Source organism: Porphyromonas somerae (genome assembly GCF_022845615.1).
GTDB classification, from domain to species: Bacteria; Bacteroidota; Bacteroidia; order Bacteroidales; family Porphyromonadaceae; genus Porphyromonas_A; species Porphyromonas_A somerae.
The window spans coordinates 1,876,419-1,894,607 of the sequence record NZ_AP025559.1 but is presented as its reverse complement, the minus strand read 5'-3'; the positions used below and the strand labels follow the sequence as shown (position 1 = coordinate 1,894,607).

Here is an 18,189-nt window from a genome sequence, read left to right as displayed (position 1 = left end):
ATGGGAAACCAAACGGGGAGTGAAGCATGTCGGTAATGCGATAAGTCAGTTAATTGCTAAACTGCGACTGAATTGCTATGGGAAAAGACAGACACAAGGATGAAGCCTGATTGGTTGAACAATAGTCCTATGACTAATGTAGAGGTGGCAACGGAAAGCAGTTACATACGTTGCCTCGCAGTACCCACGCTTATTGAATGGAGTGATGGGCAAGGAATTTACTGCGACATATCCGTCAGAGAACGGAAAAGGATGTACGTTGCATCCGACAGTCTGTCAAGCCAAGTTATCAAGGCCACTAAATGGGGATTGCCTACACGGAGATGCCGAAAGGCTATGAGCATAGGCTCTGAAAACTCCGCATGGCAACGGAGTTCCCGTAGTAGTCTGAGCGTGGGAAAGCCACGTACATGGCAAAGGGGAACAGCTCGGTAATTTTAATATTGTCAAACGATAACGTGTGAGACGTATGAGAAATCCAGAGACCATATTAAACAGTTTATCTGCACATAGCAAAGATGTGCATTACAAGTACGAAAGGTTGTACCGCATCCTATTCAATGAACAGATGTTTTATGTAGCCTACCAGCGCATTTATGCGAAACCGGGCAACATGACACCTGGTTCAGACGGCAAGACCATTGACGGAATGAGTGTTGATAGAATAGGACATCTGATAGCTGCGCTAAAGGATGAAAGTTACATGCCAACGCCTGCCCGAAGAGTCTATATACCTAAAAAGAATGGGAAGAAAAGACCATTGGGCATCCCATCAATTGAAGACAAGATGGTGCAAGAGGTCGTTAGACTTATTCTTGAAGCTGTCTATGAGGGGCATTTTGAGAATACCTCGCATGGATTCAGACCAAGAAGAAGCTGTCATACGGCTTTGCGTTCCATCCAAACTCTTTTCACTGGTGCGAATTGGTTTATCGAAGGTGACATCAAAGGATTCTTCGACAATATTGACCACCATATTCTGATTGAAACTCTTCGTGAGCGCATATCAGATGAAAGATTTCTTCGACTGATATGGAAATTCTTAAAGGCAGGCTATATCGAAGATTTTACATTTCACAAGACGTATTCGGGAACTCCTCAAGGAGGGATAATAAGTCCTATCTTGGCTAATATATACCTTGATAAGTTCGACAAATACATGCGTGAATATGCGGAATCTTTTGACAAGGGTAAGAAAAGGCGGGAAAACCCACTCCACGCAAGTTATAGTCGAAAGGCTGTAAGATTACGCAAGGCTATCCGAAACGCCACTGATGAAGACACGAAACGTGAATTGCTGACACAACTGAAAGAGATGGAAGCAAAGACACGGAGAGTGCCGGCATCTATGGCAATGGATAGTAACTACAAGAGACTTAAATATATCAGATATGCCGATGACTTTCTAATCGGTGTAATTGGTAGTAAAGCAGATTGCGCAAGAATGAAAGAGGACTTTACAAACTTCATGAGAGACAAGCTAAAACTTGAATTATCCGAAGAAAAGACCTTAATCACTAATGCACAGGATTCTGCAAAGTTTCTTGGGTATGAAATCTCTATCAGAAAATCCGAGGCCATGAAGCGAAATAAGCTGGGATGGTTGAAGAGACCGTTCAGCGGACGCATAATGCTGACTCTGCCTATTGCCACAGTCCAAAAGAAATTATTGGAACTGAAAGCAATGGAACTTAGGGTAATCAATGGAAAGGAAATTTGGTATGCCATGCCACGCAATTACCTGACCAAAGAAGACCCTGCTACAATCTGCGCACGCTATACAACTGAAATCAGAGGTTTGTACCAATATTATAGGATTGCGGACAACATCTCTTATGCAGGAAGTAAATTCGGTTACATAATGCGATATAGTTTCTGCAAAACTTTGGCAAAGAAACTAAATTCATCAACTGCCAAGGTTATACGAAAGTACAGAAGAGACCATGACTTGGCGATACCCTATCAAGCAAAGAAAGGAGAAACCAAGTTCCGAATATTCTATAATGATGGCTTTGCGAGGCAAGAGCCGGACAAAGACGCAACCTGCGATAATCTACCTAACACATTTGTACTTCCTTTCCCTACTCTTGCGGAGAGACTTATGGAGCGCAAATGTGAATTGTGTGGAGCAACTAATGTCAAGACCATAATGTATCAAGTCCGTAAGCTCAGAGGTATAAATACCGATACTGAATGGCACCGACTGATGATTAAGAAATGGCGTAAGACATTGGCTGTATGCAAACATTGTAATGCAAAAATTCATGTCCATGACAAATAAACTGATATTACCAGTGGAGAGCCGTATGCAGGGAGACTTGCACGTACGGTTCGGGGGCAGGCCATGGGAAACCTACCACCGAAAGGTGGCAAGGCGCCCATTGCCGAGCCTACGTGTGAAGTATGCGGATGAACCAGAGAATCTCAGTATGGAGATGAAGGACTTTCTATCTCCTACGGAGGGAAGACTGCCGAGCAATCGTGCGGACATCTACTTCAAAGAGCTGGGAAGTGAGTCGCCCATATTGGTTAAGCTGATTATGAAGAGCATCTACCAAAATGATAAGCGAATTATCAAGCATGTTGGGGCGAAGCTATTCGGGATGCGCTTCCTACTTCGTGGCTTATATGCCCACAATGGGTTGCTTTACTTCCACGTCCGCATAGATAATGAGTCTAATATGCCGTATGCGGTGGACTTCATCACGTTCAAGGTGGTGGACAAGAAGGTGGCGAAGCATACAGCTATACAGGAGCGAATGCTACAGCCACTACGTGCCTTTCATCAGGTGATGTGGATTGGGGCGGGACGCTCTGAGAGAATAGTATTTGCCTTGGAGCAGTTCACACTATCGGAGGATAAGCAACTTGAAGTGACGCTCTACGAGCGAAACGGTAGTCGCACGCTCACTTTCTATGTGGAGCCTGAAGACCTTTTGCTCACTAAGAAGATTGATAACCTTAAACTGAAGTGGTGATGAAGAGATGGTTATCTATGATGGTGTGCGTGATGGTGGCTATGGTTGCTGTTACACCATCGTACGCACAGCGACTAATCCCTAGGCAAAATAGCGTTGAGCTGGTCGGCTCTATGCCGATTATCAAGGGGGAGAGACTATTCGCAAAGGAGAGCTTTGGGGTAGGTCTTGCATTCGCACACTACTTCAAGCGGGCAAACTACGCTTTTCTCTTGGCGGAATATGAGCAGCAAGGGTTGACTTATCGCTCTTACAATGTTCCACTGCGTGATGTGCTACTGCATTTCGGCTATATGCACCCGATACTCTCGGATCGGGGGAAGAATGTCTTTGGCTACCTGGGGCTATCCGCTCTCTGCGGTTATGAAGAGCTGAACGAGGATAAGAAGTTGCTGCCCGATGGGGCTACACTTCTCGACCGCTCACGCTTCGTCTATGGCGGTTCCTTGCATACCTCGGTGGAACTATTCCTTACGGACAATATCCTCTTCGTCCTCAAAGCTCAAGGGCGACTGCTCTTCGGCTCTGACCTGCATCGTTTTCGTCCTGCTATCTCAGCAGGACTCAAGTTCAATATCTAACTACCAACAACAATGAAAAAGTTCCTAGTGAATACGATATGGGCTGTGGGAGGGATTGCCCTCGTCCTCTTTTGTCTATCTGCTTGTACTCGTGAGCTGGATGTGCAGCAGGCTTACGACTTCTCGCTTGAAGTGATGCCAGTGCAGAACTCCATAGCTAAGGGGGAAACGGCTGAAATACGCTGTAGCCTCAAAAGAAGTGGTCGCTTTGCCAATACGCAATACACGATCCGTTACTTCCAGTCGGATGGCAAGGGGCGGTTAAGGATGGACGACGGCACGCTCTTTCTGCCCAACGATCGCTATCCGCTAACCAAGCAGGAATTCAGATTGTATTACACCTCGCTCTCCACCGACCGCCAGACCATCGACATCTACGTGGAGGACAACTTCGGACAGCTTCAGCAACGGACTTTCAACTTCAACAATGAAAGAGAGGATAAACCAAAATCATCAATAGAAATTCAGCCAACTTAGGAAGAAGTGTAATCTTCTTTGATTGCGACTTTCTTTTGCTTCTTTGCTTTGGTCGCCTGCTCGTACTCAAAGACAAAGAAAAGAAGCCCCCGAAAGTGTTGCCGTCTGTCGGTTACCTTTTGGGGGGCTTTTGTTATTGAATCTACGAACAAGGTTCCGAATCTTTATCCTTTTACTTACCTTTGAGACAAACAAAGAATAAAGAGATATGGCAAGAGCTACAACAAAGGCGGATTTGATGACATCTGCGAATCAACAATTTGTGAAGATGTGGGAGCTCATAGATAGGATGAGTGAGGAGCAACAAGCGACACCTTTTGCTGTGGAAATGACTACAAGCGGTAAGGAAACACATTGGAGAAGAGACAAGAACTTGAGGGATGTACTTGCGCATCTGTACGAGTGGCATAATCTGCTATTGAATTGGGTCCAAGCCAATAGCAATGGGGTGCCTAAGCCTTTTCTTCCCGAACCTTACAATTGGAGAACCTACCCTGCACTGAATGTTGAGTTTTGGAAGAAGCACCAAAGCACATCGTTGGAGGAAGCAAAGGAAAACTTGAAAGCGTCTCATAATGCTGTAATGGTTTTGATAGAAAATTATTCCAATGATGAACTTTTTGCCAACGGCTCATTGCCTTGGACTGGGACATCTATACTGGGAGCATATTGTGTCTCGGTAACGGCAAGTCACTACGATTGGGCGATGAAGAAAATAAAGAAGCATATCAAACTCTTGAAATAAACTTAGTGGAAAAGAGCCGACAGCTCCTTTACCGAACTTCATCGTACAACTTCCCGTATCAGTTGGCTATGGGCATTGACAAGGCTCACAATTTGGTCGTGGTATGGGGTGTTTTGGTTGCATACGCCACGGCTCTGTATCACTTGGAGTGTGTCCAGAGAGACCTCTATCGTCTCTATTCGTTTGCCCTCAATGGTAGCCGACAGAATGAGCGAGTTCTCTTTGAGATAGTACTCATTTGAAAATAGGCAGTGATGCAATTCAGCTCCTTCGTCTATATACTCCTGCACGCTCTCCAGGACGTGTACTTGGATTGTGCCGTCCGTGAAACGGATGCCGAAGAACTTTGACTTGAGTTCACGAAAACGCTCCTCGTCCGCCATTGCCTTTTCCCGCTTTCGCTCCATCGCCTCCCGCTCACGCTGTCTGCGCAGCTCCGCTTCTCGTTTGTTATGCTCTCCTCTGAGGTCGGAGGGGCAGATGTATTTCGGATTGTGGATGTCCTTACCCAATCGCTTGAGCATATCTACATAGTCACACCATAAGGCAATGTCGCTTATTATGTAGTGGTGACGAAGTGTCAACTTGTATGAGTTCCAATAGTTGTCAAGCCCTTTGCTCTTTGATAGGAGATGTCTTAAATCTTTATGTCGTCCTGCTTTCATCATTGTTTCTGCACGACTATCAGTAAGCAGAGCTGGGATGAGTTGAGTAGGTGCTATGCCGTGAAACTCTCCGTTGAAGCCATTTCTATAAAGCGTGTTCGTGACCTTTAGCTTCGGATATATCTGCGAATAGGCTACATATCGGTAAGCTTCACTATCGTTACGGATAGCCATCGGAGAGTAAAAAGAGAAGCTATCAATGTAATGTCCAAAAGTCCGCTGTATGGCTACTAGTGCTTGTCTCCCCGCATCGTTCCACCAATAATGCCCAATCTCAATGACCGAAGTCTTTGCTCTGCAACCTTTCTCCATACCTACAACAAAGAGAAACATTCGCAACACTTGATACGCACCACAAGTGGTTAGTAGCGTGAAGTACTGCTTCTGTTGTAACTTACGCGCTCTTGTTGTCTTGACTTGCAACCTTGCCCTACATTGAGGGCAAGTGCAAGTATCTATAGGCTGCTCTAAAGTCCAACTATAACCACAATCCATACAAGTCGTACGACCTTTAGGTAAGCGGAAGGCAAAGTGGTCTATGCACTCTCGGAATGCCCACTGACGCTGTGCTTTTGTTATTGGGCATAGTTTCGTACTCAGTGCCATTACGGTTTTCTCAAACTTGTTCCTAGGTTTCATAAGGCAAGGGTGTCAAATAGTGTGGGTTGCGGTTGTATAGAAGATGTTGTCTCGGTTCTTTCAGTTCTCTTGGGTCGCTCGTTTCGCTTCTGCAATTTGACAAATTCCTCTTGTTGGTATTGCTTGATAGCTTCCTGCCGTGCTTGCTTTTTCTCTTCTTCGGTGAGCTCTACAACGTGATTGACTACAACATTGCAACTAGAGACTTTATCCACCTCTATATCATCTTCATCATAGTAGTGAACTGCCATTGAGTATATCTCCTCATCGGCAAAACCATTACAACCACTTCTTTGCACCTCACTCAAGATGTAGAGAATGCACTCCTCTATGTTCTTATAAGGCTTCTGTAGATTGGGCGCAAACAAAGGGTCTGTCATCGCACGTCCATTAAGGTATTCGGCTATCGTTCGGGTAAATTGTTCTGTTCCTTTCATTGTCTTATCGGTATTAGTGCTGTTACTGCTTGGGTATCTCTACGATTTGGTTGATAGGTCCATAGAGGTAGTTGCGTAGGCTGGTGCGGTCGGGAGCATAGTACTCTGCCCACTGTCCATATTGATTGACGAGGTACTTCTTCAATACATCGATGAAGTCAAATCGCCATCCTTGTAGCGGTACGGCAGAGCGGAAGTAGGTATTGTTATTCACCGCTTCACAGAGCCAATCCTTATCCTCACGGCTCATTCGCTCTCCACGATTAAGCTTTGCTCTCAGGAGATATATAGAGCTGTCACTTAGGCTTTCCAATGGGGGTGCGTCCCAATGGACGAACTTGGTTGCCAACGCCTGCTCACTTTGTTCAAACTCAGAACTTATGCGGTAATGAGAGGAGGAGCTATATCCTTTTTCTTTCATTGATGATGTCATGTTTACTTTCTGCTTATTCATAAGAGACCTTTTTTTTATGCGTTCAAAGATCGGAGTATGCTGATTCCTTTTTTCAAGCAAATACAAGGTAGCGGGGCGAGACTTACACAAGGTTTTGGCGGAAAATACTACCCGAAGCAAACAGCATAGGGGTGGAGATTTTCCAGACAAACCGAATGGCTTGACCTTGGGAAAGTCTTTAAGCCCCGTACTACCTTTGCGATGAAAAAGAATCAGCTTCCGATTTGACCACTGCATAACTGGGGAGCTATGACTGAGAAGCAGAAGTGCAATGCCTAAACACAAGAAGCAAAAAGGGTGACCAGCTTCGCAAGAGAGCTAGTCACCCAAAGAGTTGTTTCTCAGAAGTGATAGAGGTGCTATGTCATAGCACGCAAAGCAGTATTACGGCTAGTACAACAATCCAAAAGAGGTAGCGTAGGAGCGTAAATGTGATTTGCAGAACGGTACGAACGATGAATCGTAGTACCACAAAACCAATCAGTATCAATAGAGCTGTTACGACCTGTGCTGTGACTAACTTAGAGAGTAAGTACACTCCACCCGATAGGATACCTATAAGTAAGGTAAGTCGGATGATGCGAGACCATTTGATCTCGTTGCTTGGAGTTGTTTTGGACGCAGCTTGTAGTGGTTCCTCTTTATCTGCAGGAACACTTGCCCGTATGAAGGCTGGACTGTGCAGGTCTTTGTTCATGAGAAATCTATTCATATTCTGAGTCTTTTAGAGTTTTCAAGAGCAGAGCCAAGAGACTATGCGACATAAAGACAAGAGATAGAATATACTCTTGACGTATGGAGCAGAGAGACTATCTTGGCTCTTGAAGCTCAAAAGGCGCACGAGATAGGGATAATCTACATTGTCTACTCTAATGCACTCACATTGCCTACCGTGGGAAGTTGATTAGCTTCGATAAGAAGTACAACTGTTCCTGTCAGTTCTGTGTAGAGCGTATCATACTCAGGTGTTGCAACAAATTCATCCGTAAGATTGTATTTGTCAAAGGTCTCTTGGATCGCTCGATTCTTTAGCAATATCGGAGCAAGTCGTTCGGGGAGTGGGGAGGGGAGTTCCTTTTCAAACTCATTCTCCAAGACGGACACAAGCGTGTCGTATTTGGAGAAATGCAGGTCACGATACAGCACTTCACTCGCCATACTCTCTGCTTCGGGATACGAGAATCCTTCTTCCACAGCATCACAGTAGGTAGTAAGAGCTTCATCAGCTCGTGCCTTGATAAATGGTTTGTCTTCCACCTTTTCAGGGAAATGCTCACTAAGGTAGCTCTCTAGCTTTAAGCGGAAGTAGGATAGTTCTTTCTTATTCGTTGTCTTCATCTTCTTATTTGGTTTTAATGGTTGCACTTATTGCCAGCTATTCTCTCCGATACCCATTGCCGTATTGAACTTGCCTAGCTTGTCAGCAAACTGCTCCATGTCATGTTCAATCTTCTTATTGGTGATACGGGCATAGATTTGCGTTGTTCGGATATTGGTATGCCCAAGCATTTTAGAGACACTTTCCATAGGAACACCCTTACTGAGACAGAGAGTAGCAAAGGTATGCCGAGCTAAGTGAAAGGTCAAGTTCTTGCTGATACCACAAATGTCTGCAATCTCCTTCAAATACGAATTCATCTTCTGATTGCTAAGGATAGGGAAGAGCTTGCCATCACGATAAGTTTGGTGGCTATATTTACTGATAATGCGCTTAGGGATGTCGAGGAGCAGCACATTGGTCTCCACGCTTGTCTTTTGTCGCTTAGTCATAATCCACTCTTTGCCACCAAGCATCACGATATTGTCGGGTGTAAGATTAGCCACATCAATGTAGGCTAAACCTGTAAAGCAGGAAAAGATGAAGATGTCTCGTACCAGCTCCAATCTCGGGATATTCAACTCCTTGTTGACAATCTGTAAGACCTCTTCATCAGTCAAGAACCCTCTATTCACTGGCTCTAAGTGAAATCGGAAGTTGACAAAAGGGTCGTGATGTAGTACGCCTAACTTTTGCCCCAAAATGACGATAGTCTTGAAGGTCTTCATCGTCTTAGTGGCTGTATTAGGATTTTGCCCCACCACTGTGCGTAGGTATAGGTCAAAATCATGTATAATCATATAGGTTAGCTCCGTGAGCTTGAGGTCTCTACGTCTGAGTTTGTCTTTAAGGAACTCAGAAAAGCGTCTTTTGCAGACCTTATACTTTTGAAGAGTGGGCGCAGAGACTGAGATGCCAACTCGAGCTGCAACATCTTCATTGTGTTTGTCGAAGAGTTGCATGATGGTATCTATATCTTGTTTTTTGCCAAGATGTTCTGACTTGATACGCTCTAACGAAAGCTCATCTGTCATTTCTAACTTGCGAAAGATGGCTTGTAAACCACTTTGGATGTTATCCAGTTGCAAGTTCGTATTCAGAGCTTCGGTGTGACGCCCTTTTACTCGCTCTTTTTCGCGATCCCATTGGGACTGCACGATGGTGATGCCAGTGGAGCCTAGTGACATCCGCTCATTGTTGAGATAGATGCGTAGCATTACTGGCGTTTTTCCTTCCTTGTTCACATAGTTGCTACGAAGGTAGAATGCTGTTCTGAAAATTGATTGCATACATTGTCTGTTTTTATTGTAGCCAAGCATAGAAAGTTTGCGACCGGAAAAGCTACACATTTATGGTGCTATAACTCTCTACAACTCGCCTACAAAGTTGCACATAATTGTTTGAACTACAGCAATGTACAAGTACTCTAAACAGACTCTCTACGTACTCTTGGCTACAATTATTTTTTGCGAGAAAAAAGTGTAGCCAGATTGTAGCCATTGGAGAGTATTTTGGGCGTTTCGGCTATCTCTGTAACTACTCTGAAGAGGTAGAGGACTATAAAACAAAAGTATCGTAACTCGTTGGAATTACGATACTTATACTTTTTCAGCAGTGCTCTCTGGCGGTGCTGCCAGAGTACTTAAAGCGGAGAGGGAGGGATTCGAACCCCCGGTAGCACTAGTGCTACAACGGATTTCGAATCCGCCGCATTCGTCCACTCTGCCACCTCTCCAATAAATGGATTTGCAATGTTACCAAAAATATCTGTAATAGGAAGCATTCTATGGCCCTTTTTTGGGAACGTTACTGTCTGTGTTGTCTCGTTGAATGAATTATTTCGTACATTTGTGCCAATTTTGAGAGAAGACTATTGGAATGTTTTTTATAGAAGTACTATCATGAGGTGGTATCTCTATTGGGAGAGCATTCTCAATTAATAAGGATTTGTATTGAATGTGGACGACAAATAAACGCTGGGTAGTCCTCCTTTGGCACACGATTCTTGCATTATTGATGATGCAGCTGTGTCGCTCGGTCTACTTTTATTATAATTATAGCCTCTTTTCAGAGATAGGGGTGGGGCAATTGCTAAGATTGATGCAGGGGGGCTTGCTCTTGGATATGATGGCGGTGGCTTATGGGTTTCTGCTCTATTATATTATGGTGGGAGTGGGCCAGTTCTTACCTAGTAGGGTAGAGGAATATGGTTGGTATAGAGGGGTGCGGCATGCAGCCTACTTCGTGCCTTACGTACTCTTTACTTTTGCCAATATCTCTGATGCGGGCTATTATCCGTTTGTCTATAGGCGGATTAATCGCGATGTATTCAGTGAGTTTGAAGGGGCTAACTTCGGTTCACTGTATGGTGAGTTTATTGTGGATTACTGGCCTCTGACGGTAGCCTTTGCTTTGATTATACTGCTAGGGGTCTTTGGGTATCGGATGGTTCGCTTTGAGCGTAAGCCTATAGGGGATACTCTTTCGTGGCGAGATGGATTGTTGCCTCTTATTCTGGTGATAGTGTTGCTGCCTTTTTGGTATTTGGGTGGTAAGAGCTTTAGTGATCTGATGGCATTGAGCGCTCGCTATATGAGTGATTTTAAGCAGTTCCCAATTGTGCTTAATTCTCCTGTGACAATTTTGAAGGATGGCTCGGAGCGACAGGAGTATTCCTTTTACTCTGAGTCTGAACTGCCTCGCTACTTTACTCCTTATTATAAGGCAGCACCTCTCTCGGACAGTGATACCCTTTTTGGCTCTATGCGTGGGCGAAATGTGGTGATTATCCAGATGGAGAGCATGGCTAAGGAGTTTGTAGGGTTCTTCAATAAAGAGACTTCAAGTGACCATAGTCTCACTCCATTCCTTGATCGACTTTTGCCAGAGACCTTGTACGCCCAGTATGGGTTTGCCTCGGGGAAGCGGTCGATTGATTCTTTCCCTGCTATTTATATCTCTATGCCCACTTTTGGTGCTACTTTTAATAACCGAAGTCGGCTGGAGAGAGACTTTGAGCACTATACCAGCTACGATACTGGGCTGCCCCGTTCGCTAAAGAAGAGTGGTTATGACCTGAAGTTTTATCACGGTGATCGTGAGGGGATGATGGGCTTCTTTGAGATGCTGGAGAGAGTGGGGGTGGAAAAGCAGTATACGGCTGAGAGCTATGATAAGGAGTATACCGATGTTGCGAACGACCGAATAGGAATGGCGGGGTCGGCGGTGCATGACCTGCCATTTAGTTTGGCTATGGCGAAGGATATTGAAACTCTGAAACAACCATTTGGGGCGTTTTACTTCTCGCTTTCTAATCACAATCCTTTTGTGCTGCCTGATGAGTTTGAGGAAAAGTTTGAGGGAAGAAGTCTGCCAATACATCGCACAGTGCAGTATGCCGATTTTGCTCTTGAGAAGTTCTTTGAAAGGGTAAAGGAGGAACCGTGGTACCAGAATACCCTATTCGTCTTGACCGCCGACCATACCAGCGTGAGCGATGAACCTCTATACCAGTGCTTGCCAGGTAAGTCGGCAGTACCGATTGCGTTCTTTGATCCTCAAGGGAAACTAAAAGGCTGTGTTGATGAGTATGTGGTGCAGCATACCGATATCCTGCCCACGCTCTTGTATCTGCTTGGGATCACTGACCCTGTGCTAAGCTATGGAGCGAATATTTTTGATAAAAAGGCGGAGCATATAGGGCTCAACTTTTACTATAATCAATATCTGCTATTTGCAAAGGAGGTGACTGTGGCCATGACGCCCTATGGCGAAGTGAGGGTGGAGGCACCAGTAGCTCGCCTGCAAACGGGGCCTGGAGCTGACGTGATGCCGAATGACTCTATTGTGGCACATTATACGCATCTGCTTCAGGCTATTGTACAGGACTATAATCACCGAGTGCACCGAACCTCTTTCTCCATCACAGATGTGGTGCCGAAGGAGTCAGACCAGTAAGTAAAGCCTATACATAAGGAATACCGCTATCAATGAGCTTTGAGCCATTGATAGCGGTAGTTTCTTGAGCTTTTGGGGGGGTGGTTAGATGGAGTCTCTTAGTTTCTTTATGTCTAGTACTTCGCCAAATCCTCTGGTGTAGTAGATTGCTCCATCACTAGCCAATTCTGAAATAACTCTTGAGAGAGCCGAGCGGGTCACCCCAAAGTACTTTGCAAGTGAAGTGACGCTCATGTCGAGCGAGAAGTAGCCACTTGGCTCCATCTTTTGTAGGATAAAGTAAGCTAGCTTTCCCTTGATCTTGCGAATGGAGAATATCTGTAGCTGCTGACTAAGCCCGTAGATAAGGTTGCTACTGAAGGTGAGAAAACCTCTGCGGAAGGTGGGGCACTCTTCCAAAAGCTTCTCAATAATTTCTCGGTCATAGTATTCTATCTCGCAGTCTTTGACGGCGATGATATCGTTGGCAAATCGCTGCTCTGATGAGTAGAGAAGTGAGGCAATGAGCGGAAAAGGAGCTTCGTGCTCATTGGTGTAGAGCCGATCTCCAGTGGGAGAAACAACCTCAATACGTACTACTCCCTTGGTGAGTAGCACGAGGGAGTCAATGGAATCGCCTTGATGCGCGACAAATTGGCCCGACCGAAATCTCTCTACCTTAGTAGGGGCACATTGAAGTCTTTCTGTCAATTCGGCGAGCTCCTCTTGGTTATGCTTGCTACCGCAAAAGTACTCAAGGAGAGCTGAGTGTTTGCTAGTTATTGTATTCATCTTGTAGGGTTACTTTGTATTTTTGTCAAAGTTAGTCATTTTTTATTTGACTGAATAATATAATGGCGACTATTTTTTTGTCCCATCCTAGTTCAAGGGCATAATTAATGGAACTTGGTTGTCTTTCGTGATTAAATACCTTTTTCTGTAATCTGTAGTTGTCAAATTCAGTATTTAGAGGTATCTTTGCAGTGGGAAATAAATACTATGTCGGATGAATAGCATTCTGAGTGGAGATATGTGCCTTGAGTTGAAGGGCGTGGAGCGGTCGGAAGCAGGTCTACAGGGCTGTGCTTCGAGCCGTGATTGCACTTTACACTGCCTTGCCTCTGCCGAAAAGTTGCCACTTATTTGTATCCGTGGTACACGCGGTATCGGTAAGACGCACCAATTGATGCAGATGGGTCAACTGCTCACTAGCCAAAAAGGTGAGCGGGCTATTTATGTTAACCTCAACCACTTCTACTTCTCAAGCCATACAATCTATCACTTTGCGAAGGGATTTTACCACGAAGGTGGGCGGATACTTCTGCTAGATCAAGTATTTAAGTATCCAGGCTGGGCAGGGGAGTTGATGCAATGCCGTAAAGAATTACCTGAGCTGATTATTGTCTTCACCGCATCTAGTGTGATGACGCTGGAGGAGGAGTATCCAGAGCTCAAGGGGGAAATGAAGATTTGTGACCTTCACGGGTTCTCTTATCGTGAGTATCTCAATAATCACTACAACCTTTCGCTCCCTACCGTGACTATTGACCAGATTTTTTCGGATTATCAGTCAGTTGAGAAGATGGTAAGGCGACAGGTAGATCCGTGGCTAGCTTTGGATGGATACATCAGCAAAGGGTACTATCCTCATCGGGAGGAGGCAGTTCTTTTCGCGGAGGACCTTGCGAAGAATATGAATATGCTGTTGGAGGTAGACTTGGTTTATATCCGTCAGATTGCCCCTACCTATCTACCAAAGTTGCGTAAGTTGCTTTACCTAGTGAGCGGGCAGCGTGATGGAGTAACGAATGTTTCTTCTCTCAGTGAAGCAATAGATACCAGTAGAGCTACGGTGATGAACTATCTGAAGTATCTCTCCGATGCTCGGCTGATACGCCTGATATATAAGGAGGGTGGGGAGTATCCCAAGAAGCCGGATAGGGTCTTTCTCAATGATACCAATATCCTTAGGGTGATCAGAGAGGAGGAGCCACAGCCACTTTTGGAGGCAAAGACACTCTTTCTAGCAAGTGTGCTAGATGCGGGGCTGGAGGTGAATCTAGCCGATGAATCGGGTGTGGACTTCGTGATCAATGGAAAGCTCCCAGTGCGTTTTATCTGTAAAGGGGTGCGTCGTAGAAGCACTCCCTCCGACACGCTTAATATCCTTTGTAGCGACGAAGTGAATGGCGACATAGTGGGAGTGCCTATCTGGATGTTTGGACTGCTATATTAATAAGATAAAAACAATATTATTTACAACCATATTAAAGGACAGTAACATGGCTAAAGAAAAGAAATTTATTACCTGTGATGGTAACCAAGCCGCTGCACATATTGCCTATATGTTTAGCGAAGTGGCTGCCATCTATCCTATCACTCCGTCTACAACCATGGCGGAGCACGTGGATGCTTGGAGTGCTGAGGGTCGCCTCAATATCTTCGGTGAGCGTGTACGAGTAGAGGAGATGCAGAGTGAGGCTGGTGCCGCTGGTGCAGTACACGGCTCGCTTCAGGCTGGTGCTCTTACCTCTACCTTTACCGCTTCTCAGGGTCTACTCCTGATGCTCCCCAATATGTACAAGATCGCTGGTGAGCTACTCCCAGGCGTATTCCATGTGGCTGCTCGTACCGTAGCTTCACACGCACTTTCTATCCTTGGTGACCACCAGGACGTGATGAGTGCACGTGGACTTGGCTTCGCACAGCTCTCTACCGCTTCGGTACAAGAGGTAATGGACCTTGCAGCTGTGGCTCACCTTGCAGCTATCAAGACAAGAGTGCCATTCATTCACTTCTTCGATGGTTTCCGTACTTCTCACGAGATCCAAAAGATCGAGGAGATGCAGATGGAAGACCTTAAGCCACTAGTAGATCAAGAGGCACTTTATGCATTCCGCAAGCGTGCTTTGGCTCCTGATAGCCCTGCTACTAGAGGTACCGCACAGAATGACGACGTATTCTTCCAAGCTCGTGAGGCTAGCAATATCTTCTACCAGTCTGTGCCAGATGTAGTGCAGGAGTATATGGATGAGATTGCCAAGATTACTGGCCGTCAGTATCATCTATTCGATTACTATGGTGCTGATGATGCTGAGCATATGATCATCGCCATGGGCTCCATGACCAAGATGTGTAAGGATGTGGTAGACCTCCTCAATAGCCAAGGCAAGAAGGTAGGTATGCTCACCGTACACCTCTATCGCCCATTCTCAGTAAAGCACTTCCTAGGTGCTATTCCAAAGAGCGTGAAGCGTATTGCTGTATTGGATAGAACTAAGGAGAGCGGTTCTGTAGGCGAGCCACTTTATAGCGATGTTATGAGCGCCCTTTATGGTACAGAGAATGCTCCTATCGTAGTGGGTGGTCGCTATGGTCTTTCAAGTAAGGACACCACTCCTGGCCAGATTGTAGCTGTATTCAAGAATCTTGAGCTACCAGAGCCAAAGAATCACTTCACCGTAGGTATCGTAGATGATGTAACCTTTACCTCTCTTCCTGTAGAGCAGGATCCTGAGCTCGATAACGGTGCTTATGAGTGTATGTTCTACGGTCTTGGTAGTGATGGTACCGTAGGTGCTAATAAAAACTCTATCAAGATCATCGGTGATAACACCAATAAGTATGTACAGGCTTACTTCCAGTACGACTCTAAGAAGTCGGGAGGTTTCACCTGTAGCCACCTCCGCTTCGGAGATAAGAAGATCCGTAGTACTTACTACGTAAATCAGCCTCACTTCCTAGCTTGTCACGTACCTGCCTATCTGCGTATGTACGACCTTACTAAGGGGCTGAGAAGAGGCGGTACCTTCCTACTCAATAGCATCTGGGATGTTAACGAGGTTGAGAAGCACCTGCCAAATAAGATGAAGAGGTACTTCGCTCAGAATGAGATCAACTTCTACATGATCAATGCTACTCAGATAGCTCAGGAGATTGGTCTTGGCAACCGTACCAATACCATCTTGCAATCGGCTTTCTTCAAGATTACCGGTGTAATCCCTTACGAGCTAGCTGTAGAGCAGATGAAGAAGTTCATCATGAAGTCTTACGGACACAAGGGTGATGCAGTGGTAAGCAAAAACTACCAAGCTGTAGATAAGGGTGGTGAGTTACTCGTAAAGGTTCCAGTTAAGCCTGAGTGGGCTAACCTTCCAGATGACGAGATCGAGGTACACCCAGACGACACCCCATTCGTAAGAGATGTAGTAAGGGTGATCAATGCTCGCGAGGGTTACGGTCTGCCAGTATCTGCATTTAAGGGTCGCGAAGACGGTACTTGGGAGAATGGTACTTCCAACTCCGAGAAGCGTGGTGTAGCAGCTCTTGTACCAGAGTGGAAGATCGAGAATTGTATCCAGTGTAACCAGTGTGCGTACGTATGTCCTCACGCCACTATTCGTCCATTCCTACTCGATGAGGAGGAGGTGAAGAATGCACCAGAAGGATACGAGACACTCAAGGCAATTGGTAAGCCTTTCGCTGGTCTTCAGTTCCGTATGCAGGTAGACGTGCTCGACTGTATGGGTTGCGGTAACTGTGCTGATATCTGCCCAGGTAATAAGAATGGCAAGGCTCTAGAGATGAAGCCTATCGAAAGCCAACTACCTCTACAGCCACTTTGGGATTACTCTTACAAGAATGTAACCAACAAGGCACACCTAGTAGACGTTAAGGCCAACGTGAAGAACTCTCAATTTGCTAAGCCTCTATTCGAGTTTAGCGGTTCTTGCGCAGGTTGTGGTGAGACTCCTTATGTAAGGCTACTTACTCAGCTATTTGGTACTCGTCAGATGGTAGCCAACGCTACTGGTTGTTCTTCTATCTACTCTGCTTCTTCTCCAAGTACTCCTTACACCACCAACCTATGTGGTCAGGGACCAGCTTGGGCCAACTCTCTATTCGAGGATAATGCAGAGTTTGGTTACGGTATGCACACTGCTGCTCTTAAGCTCCGTGAGCGTCTGGAGCACTACGTGAAGGATATCCTTGACGGTGCTAAGGAGGCTCCAATCAATGTGGAGCTACTACGTGAGTGGTACGACAACCGCGAGGATGCCGATAAGAGCCGTGAGGTCGCTGATAAGATTATCCCAGAGATCCGCAAGAGCAATCACGCAGAGATCCGTACACTAGATGCACTCTCCAATTACTTTGTGAAGCGTAGCCAGTGGATCATCGGTGGTGACGGTTGGGCATACGATATCGGCTTCGGTGGTCTTGACCACGTACTCGCTAGTGGCGAGAATGTCAATGTTCTCATCCTTGATACCGAGGTTTACTCCAATACTGGTGGACAGAGCTCTAAGAGTACTCCTACCGGTGCTATTGCCAAGTTCGCTGCTTCAGGTAAGCGTATCCGCAAGAAGGACCTTGGCCTGATGATGACCACCTATGGTTACATCTATGTAGCACAAGTAGCAATGGGTGCAAACCACGCTCAGACCCTCAAGGCGATCCGCGAGGCTGAGGCATTCGATGGCCCATCTGTAGTGATCGCTTACTCACCATGTATCGAGCACGGACTTAAGGCCGGTATGGGTAAGAGCCAGCGTGAAGAGGAGATGGCAGTAGAGTGCGGTTACTGGCACCTATGGAGATACAATCCTGAACTCATCAACGAGGGTAAGAATCCATTTAGCCTCGACTCTAAGGAGCCAGATTGGTCTAAGTTCCACGACTTCCTAATGGGTGAGGTGCGTTACAACTCACTTGCTAAGAAGTATCCACAAGAGGCAGAGGAGCTATTCGCAGTAGCTCAGCAAGATGCTCAGCGCAGGTATTACAAGTACAAGCTACGCTCAGAGTTCAATCTTGATGCACCTTATCAAGCTGAGGAGAAGTAATCTCGTTAAGCAACAGACACAATAAGTAAAGGGCTGGTAGAGGACTCTACCAGCCCTTTTTATATTTGGTACGTGAAGCATTTCTGTTTGGTACGTGAAACATTTACAGCTCG

14 protein-coding genes, 1 tRNA gene and 1 pseudogene are annotated in these 18,189 nt (G+C 45.7%); 8 read left to right on the top strand and 8 right to left on the bottom strand.

Translation table 11 applies throughout. The features are described 5' to 3' along the window. Window positions 1-469: 469 nt before the first annotated feature. The 5 genes and pseudogenes from MWL85_RS08160 to MWL85_RS08140 all read left to right on the top strand — a co-directional run bounded on the left by MWL85_RS08160 (window position 470) and on the right by MWL85_RS08140 (window position 4,781). Window positions 470-2,281, top strand: a complete 1,812-nt coding sequence (locus MWL85_RS08160; RefSeq protein ID WP_244400287.1) for a reverse transcriptase/maturase family protein — start codon at window positions 470-472, stop codon at window positions 2,279-2,281. A 106-nt stretch (window positions 2,282-2,387) separates the two neighbouring features. Beyond that, window positions 2,388-2,978, top strand: a pseudogene (gene traN / locus MWL85_RS08155) (conjugative transposon protein TraN); the annotation flags it as partial. Further along, entirely contained in the window at window positions 2,978-3,559 is a 582-nt protein-coding gene (locus tag MWL85_RS08150; RefSeq protein ID WP_244400340.1) for a conjugal transfer protein TraO, read from the top strand. The pseudogene traN and the gene MWL85_RS08150, both read left to right, overlap by 1 nt. Window positions 3,560-3,571: 12 nt before the next feature. Further along, window positions 3,572-4,036 carry a DUF3872 domain-containing protein gene (locus tag MWL85_RS08145; RefSeq protein ID WP_244400339.1) on the top strand — a complete coding sequence of 155 codons (465 nt, stop codon included), beginning with the start codon at window positions 3,572-3,574 and terminating at the stop codon, window positions 4,034-4,036. A 208-nt stretch (window positions 4,037-4,244) separates the two neighbouring features. Then, window positions 4,245-4,781 carry a ClbS/DfsB family four-helix bundle protein gene (locus MWL85_RS08140; RefSeq protein WP_244400338.1) on the top strand — a complete coding sequence of 179 codons (537 nt, stop codon included), beginning with the start codon at window positions 4,245-4,247 and terminating at the stop codon, window positions 4,779-4,781. A gap of 38 nt (window positions 4,782-4,819) precedes the next feature. Here the strand turns inward: MWL85_RS08140 and MWL85_RS08135 are convergent, their stop codons facing one another. The 7 genes from MWL85_RS08135 to MWL85_RS08105 all read right to left on the bottom strand — a co-directional run bounded on the left by MWL85_RS08135 (window position 4,820) and on the right by MWL85_RS08105 (window position 10,029). Continuing rightward, window positions 4,820-6,085, bottom strand: a complete 1,266-nt coding sequence (locus tag MWL85_RS08135; protein ID WP_244400337.1) for a PcfJ domain-containing protein — start codon at window positions 6,083-6,085, stop codon at window positions 4,820-4,822. Next, the gene (locus MWL85_RS08130) at window positions 6,082-6,522 is read right to left on the bottom strand and encodes a PcfK-like family protein (protein WP_244400336.1); all 441 of its coding nucleotides are present in this window, start codon (window positions 6,520-6,522) and stop codon (window positions 6,082-6,084) included. The genes MWL85_RS08135 and MWL85_RS08130 overlap by 4 nt, the downstream gene beginning before the upstream one ends. A 22-nt stretch (window positions 6,523-6,544) precedes the next feature. After that, entirely contained in the window at window positions 6,545-7,213 is a 669-nt protein-coding gene (locus MWL85_RS11645) for a hypothetical protein (protein WP_394802098.1), read from the bottom strand. A gap of 127 nt (window positions 7,214-7,340) precedes the next feature. After that, window positions 7,341-7,673 (bottom strand): hypothetical protein, encoded by a 333-nt coding sequence (locus MWL85_RS08120; protein ID WP_039865863.1) that lies wholly within the window; start codon window positions 7,671-7,673, stop codon window positions 7,341-7,343. A 167-nt stretch (window positions 7,674-7,840) separates the two neighbouring features. Next, the gene (locus tag MWL85_RS08115; protein ID WP_244400333.1) at window positions 7,841-8,314 is read right to left on the bottom strand and encodes a DUF1896 domain-containing protein; all 474 of its coding nucleotides are present in this window, start codon (window positions 8,312-8,314) and stop codon (window positions 7,841-7,843) included. Window positions 8,315-8,341: 27 nt separating this feature from the next. Beyond that, window positions 8,342-9,583 carry a site-specific integrase gene (locus tag MWL85_RS08110; protein ID WP_244400332.1) on the bottom strand — a complete coding sequence of 414 codons (1,242 nt, stop codon included), beginning with the start codon at window positions 9,581-9,583 and terminating at the stop codon, window positions 8,342-8,344. A gap of 359 nt (window positions 9,584-9,942) precedes the next feature. Further along, a tRNA-Ser gene (locus MWL85_RS08105) sits at window positions 9,943-10,029 on the bottom strand. 221 nt (window positions 10,030-10,250) lie between these two features. On the opposite strand from MWL85_RS08105, the gene MWL85_RS08100 reads away from it, so the two are divergent. Beyond that, entirely contained in the window at window positions 10,251-12,251 is a 2,001-nt protein-coding gene (locus MWL85_RS08100) for an LTA synthase family protein (protein WP_244400331.1), read from the top strand. Between the two features lie 84 nt (window positions 12,252-12,335). On the opposite strand, the gene MWL85_RS08095 is transcribed toward MWL85_RS08100, so the two are convergent. Next, window positions 12,336-13,022, bottom strand: a complete 687-nt coding sequence (locus MWL85_RS08095) for a Crp/Fnr family transcriptional regulator (protein WP_070707247.1) — start codon at window positions 13,020-13,022, stop codon at window positions 12,336-12,338. 214 nt (window positions 13,023-13,236) lie between these two features. Here MWL85_RS08095 and MWL85_RS08090 point away from each other — a divergent pair, with 214 nt between their 5' ends. Then, the gene (locus MWL85_RS08090; protein WP_244400330.1) at window positions 13,237-14,466 is read left to right on the top strand and encodes an AAA family ATPase; all 1,230 of its coding nucleotides are present in this window, start codon (window positions 13,237-13,239) and stop codon (window positions 14,464-14,466) included. Between the two features lie 46 nt (window positions 14,467-14,512). After that, window positions 14,513-18,076: a pyruvate:ferredoxin (flavodoxin) oxidoreductase gene (gene nifJ / locus MWL85_RS08085; RefSeq protein ID WP_244400329.1), complete on the top strand. Its 3,564-nt coding sequence runs from the start codon at window positions 14,513-14,515 to the stop codon at window positions 18,074-18,076. Window positions 18,077-18,189 lie beyond the last annotated feature (113 nt).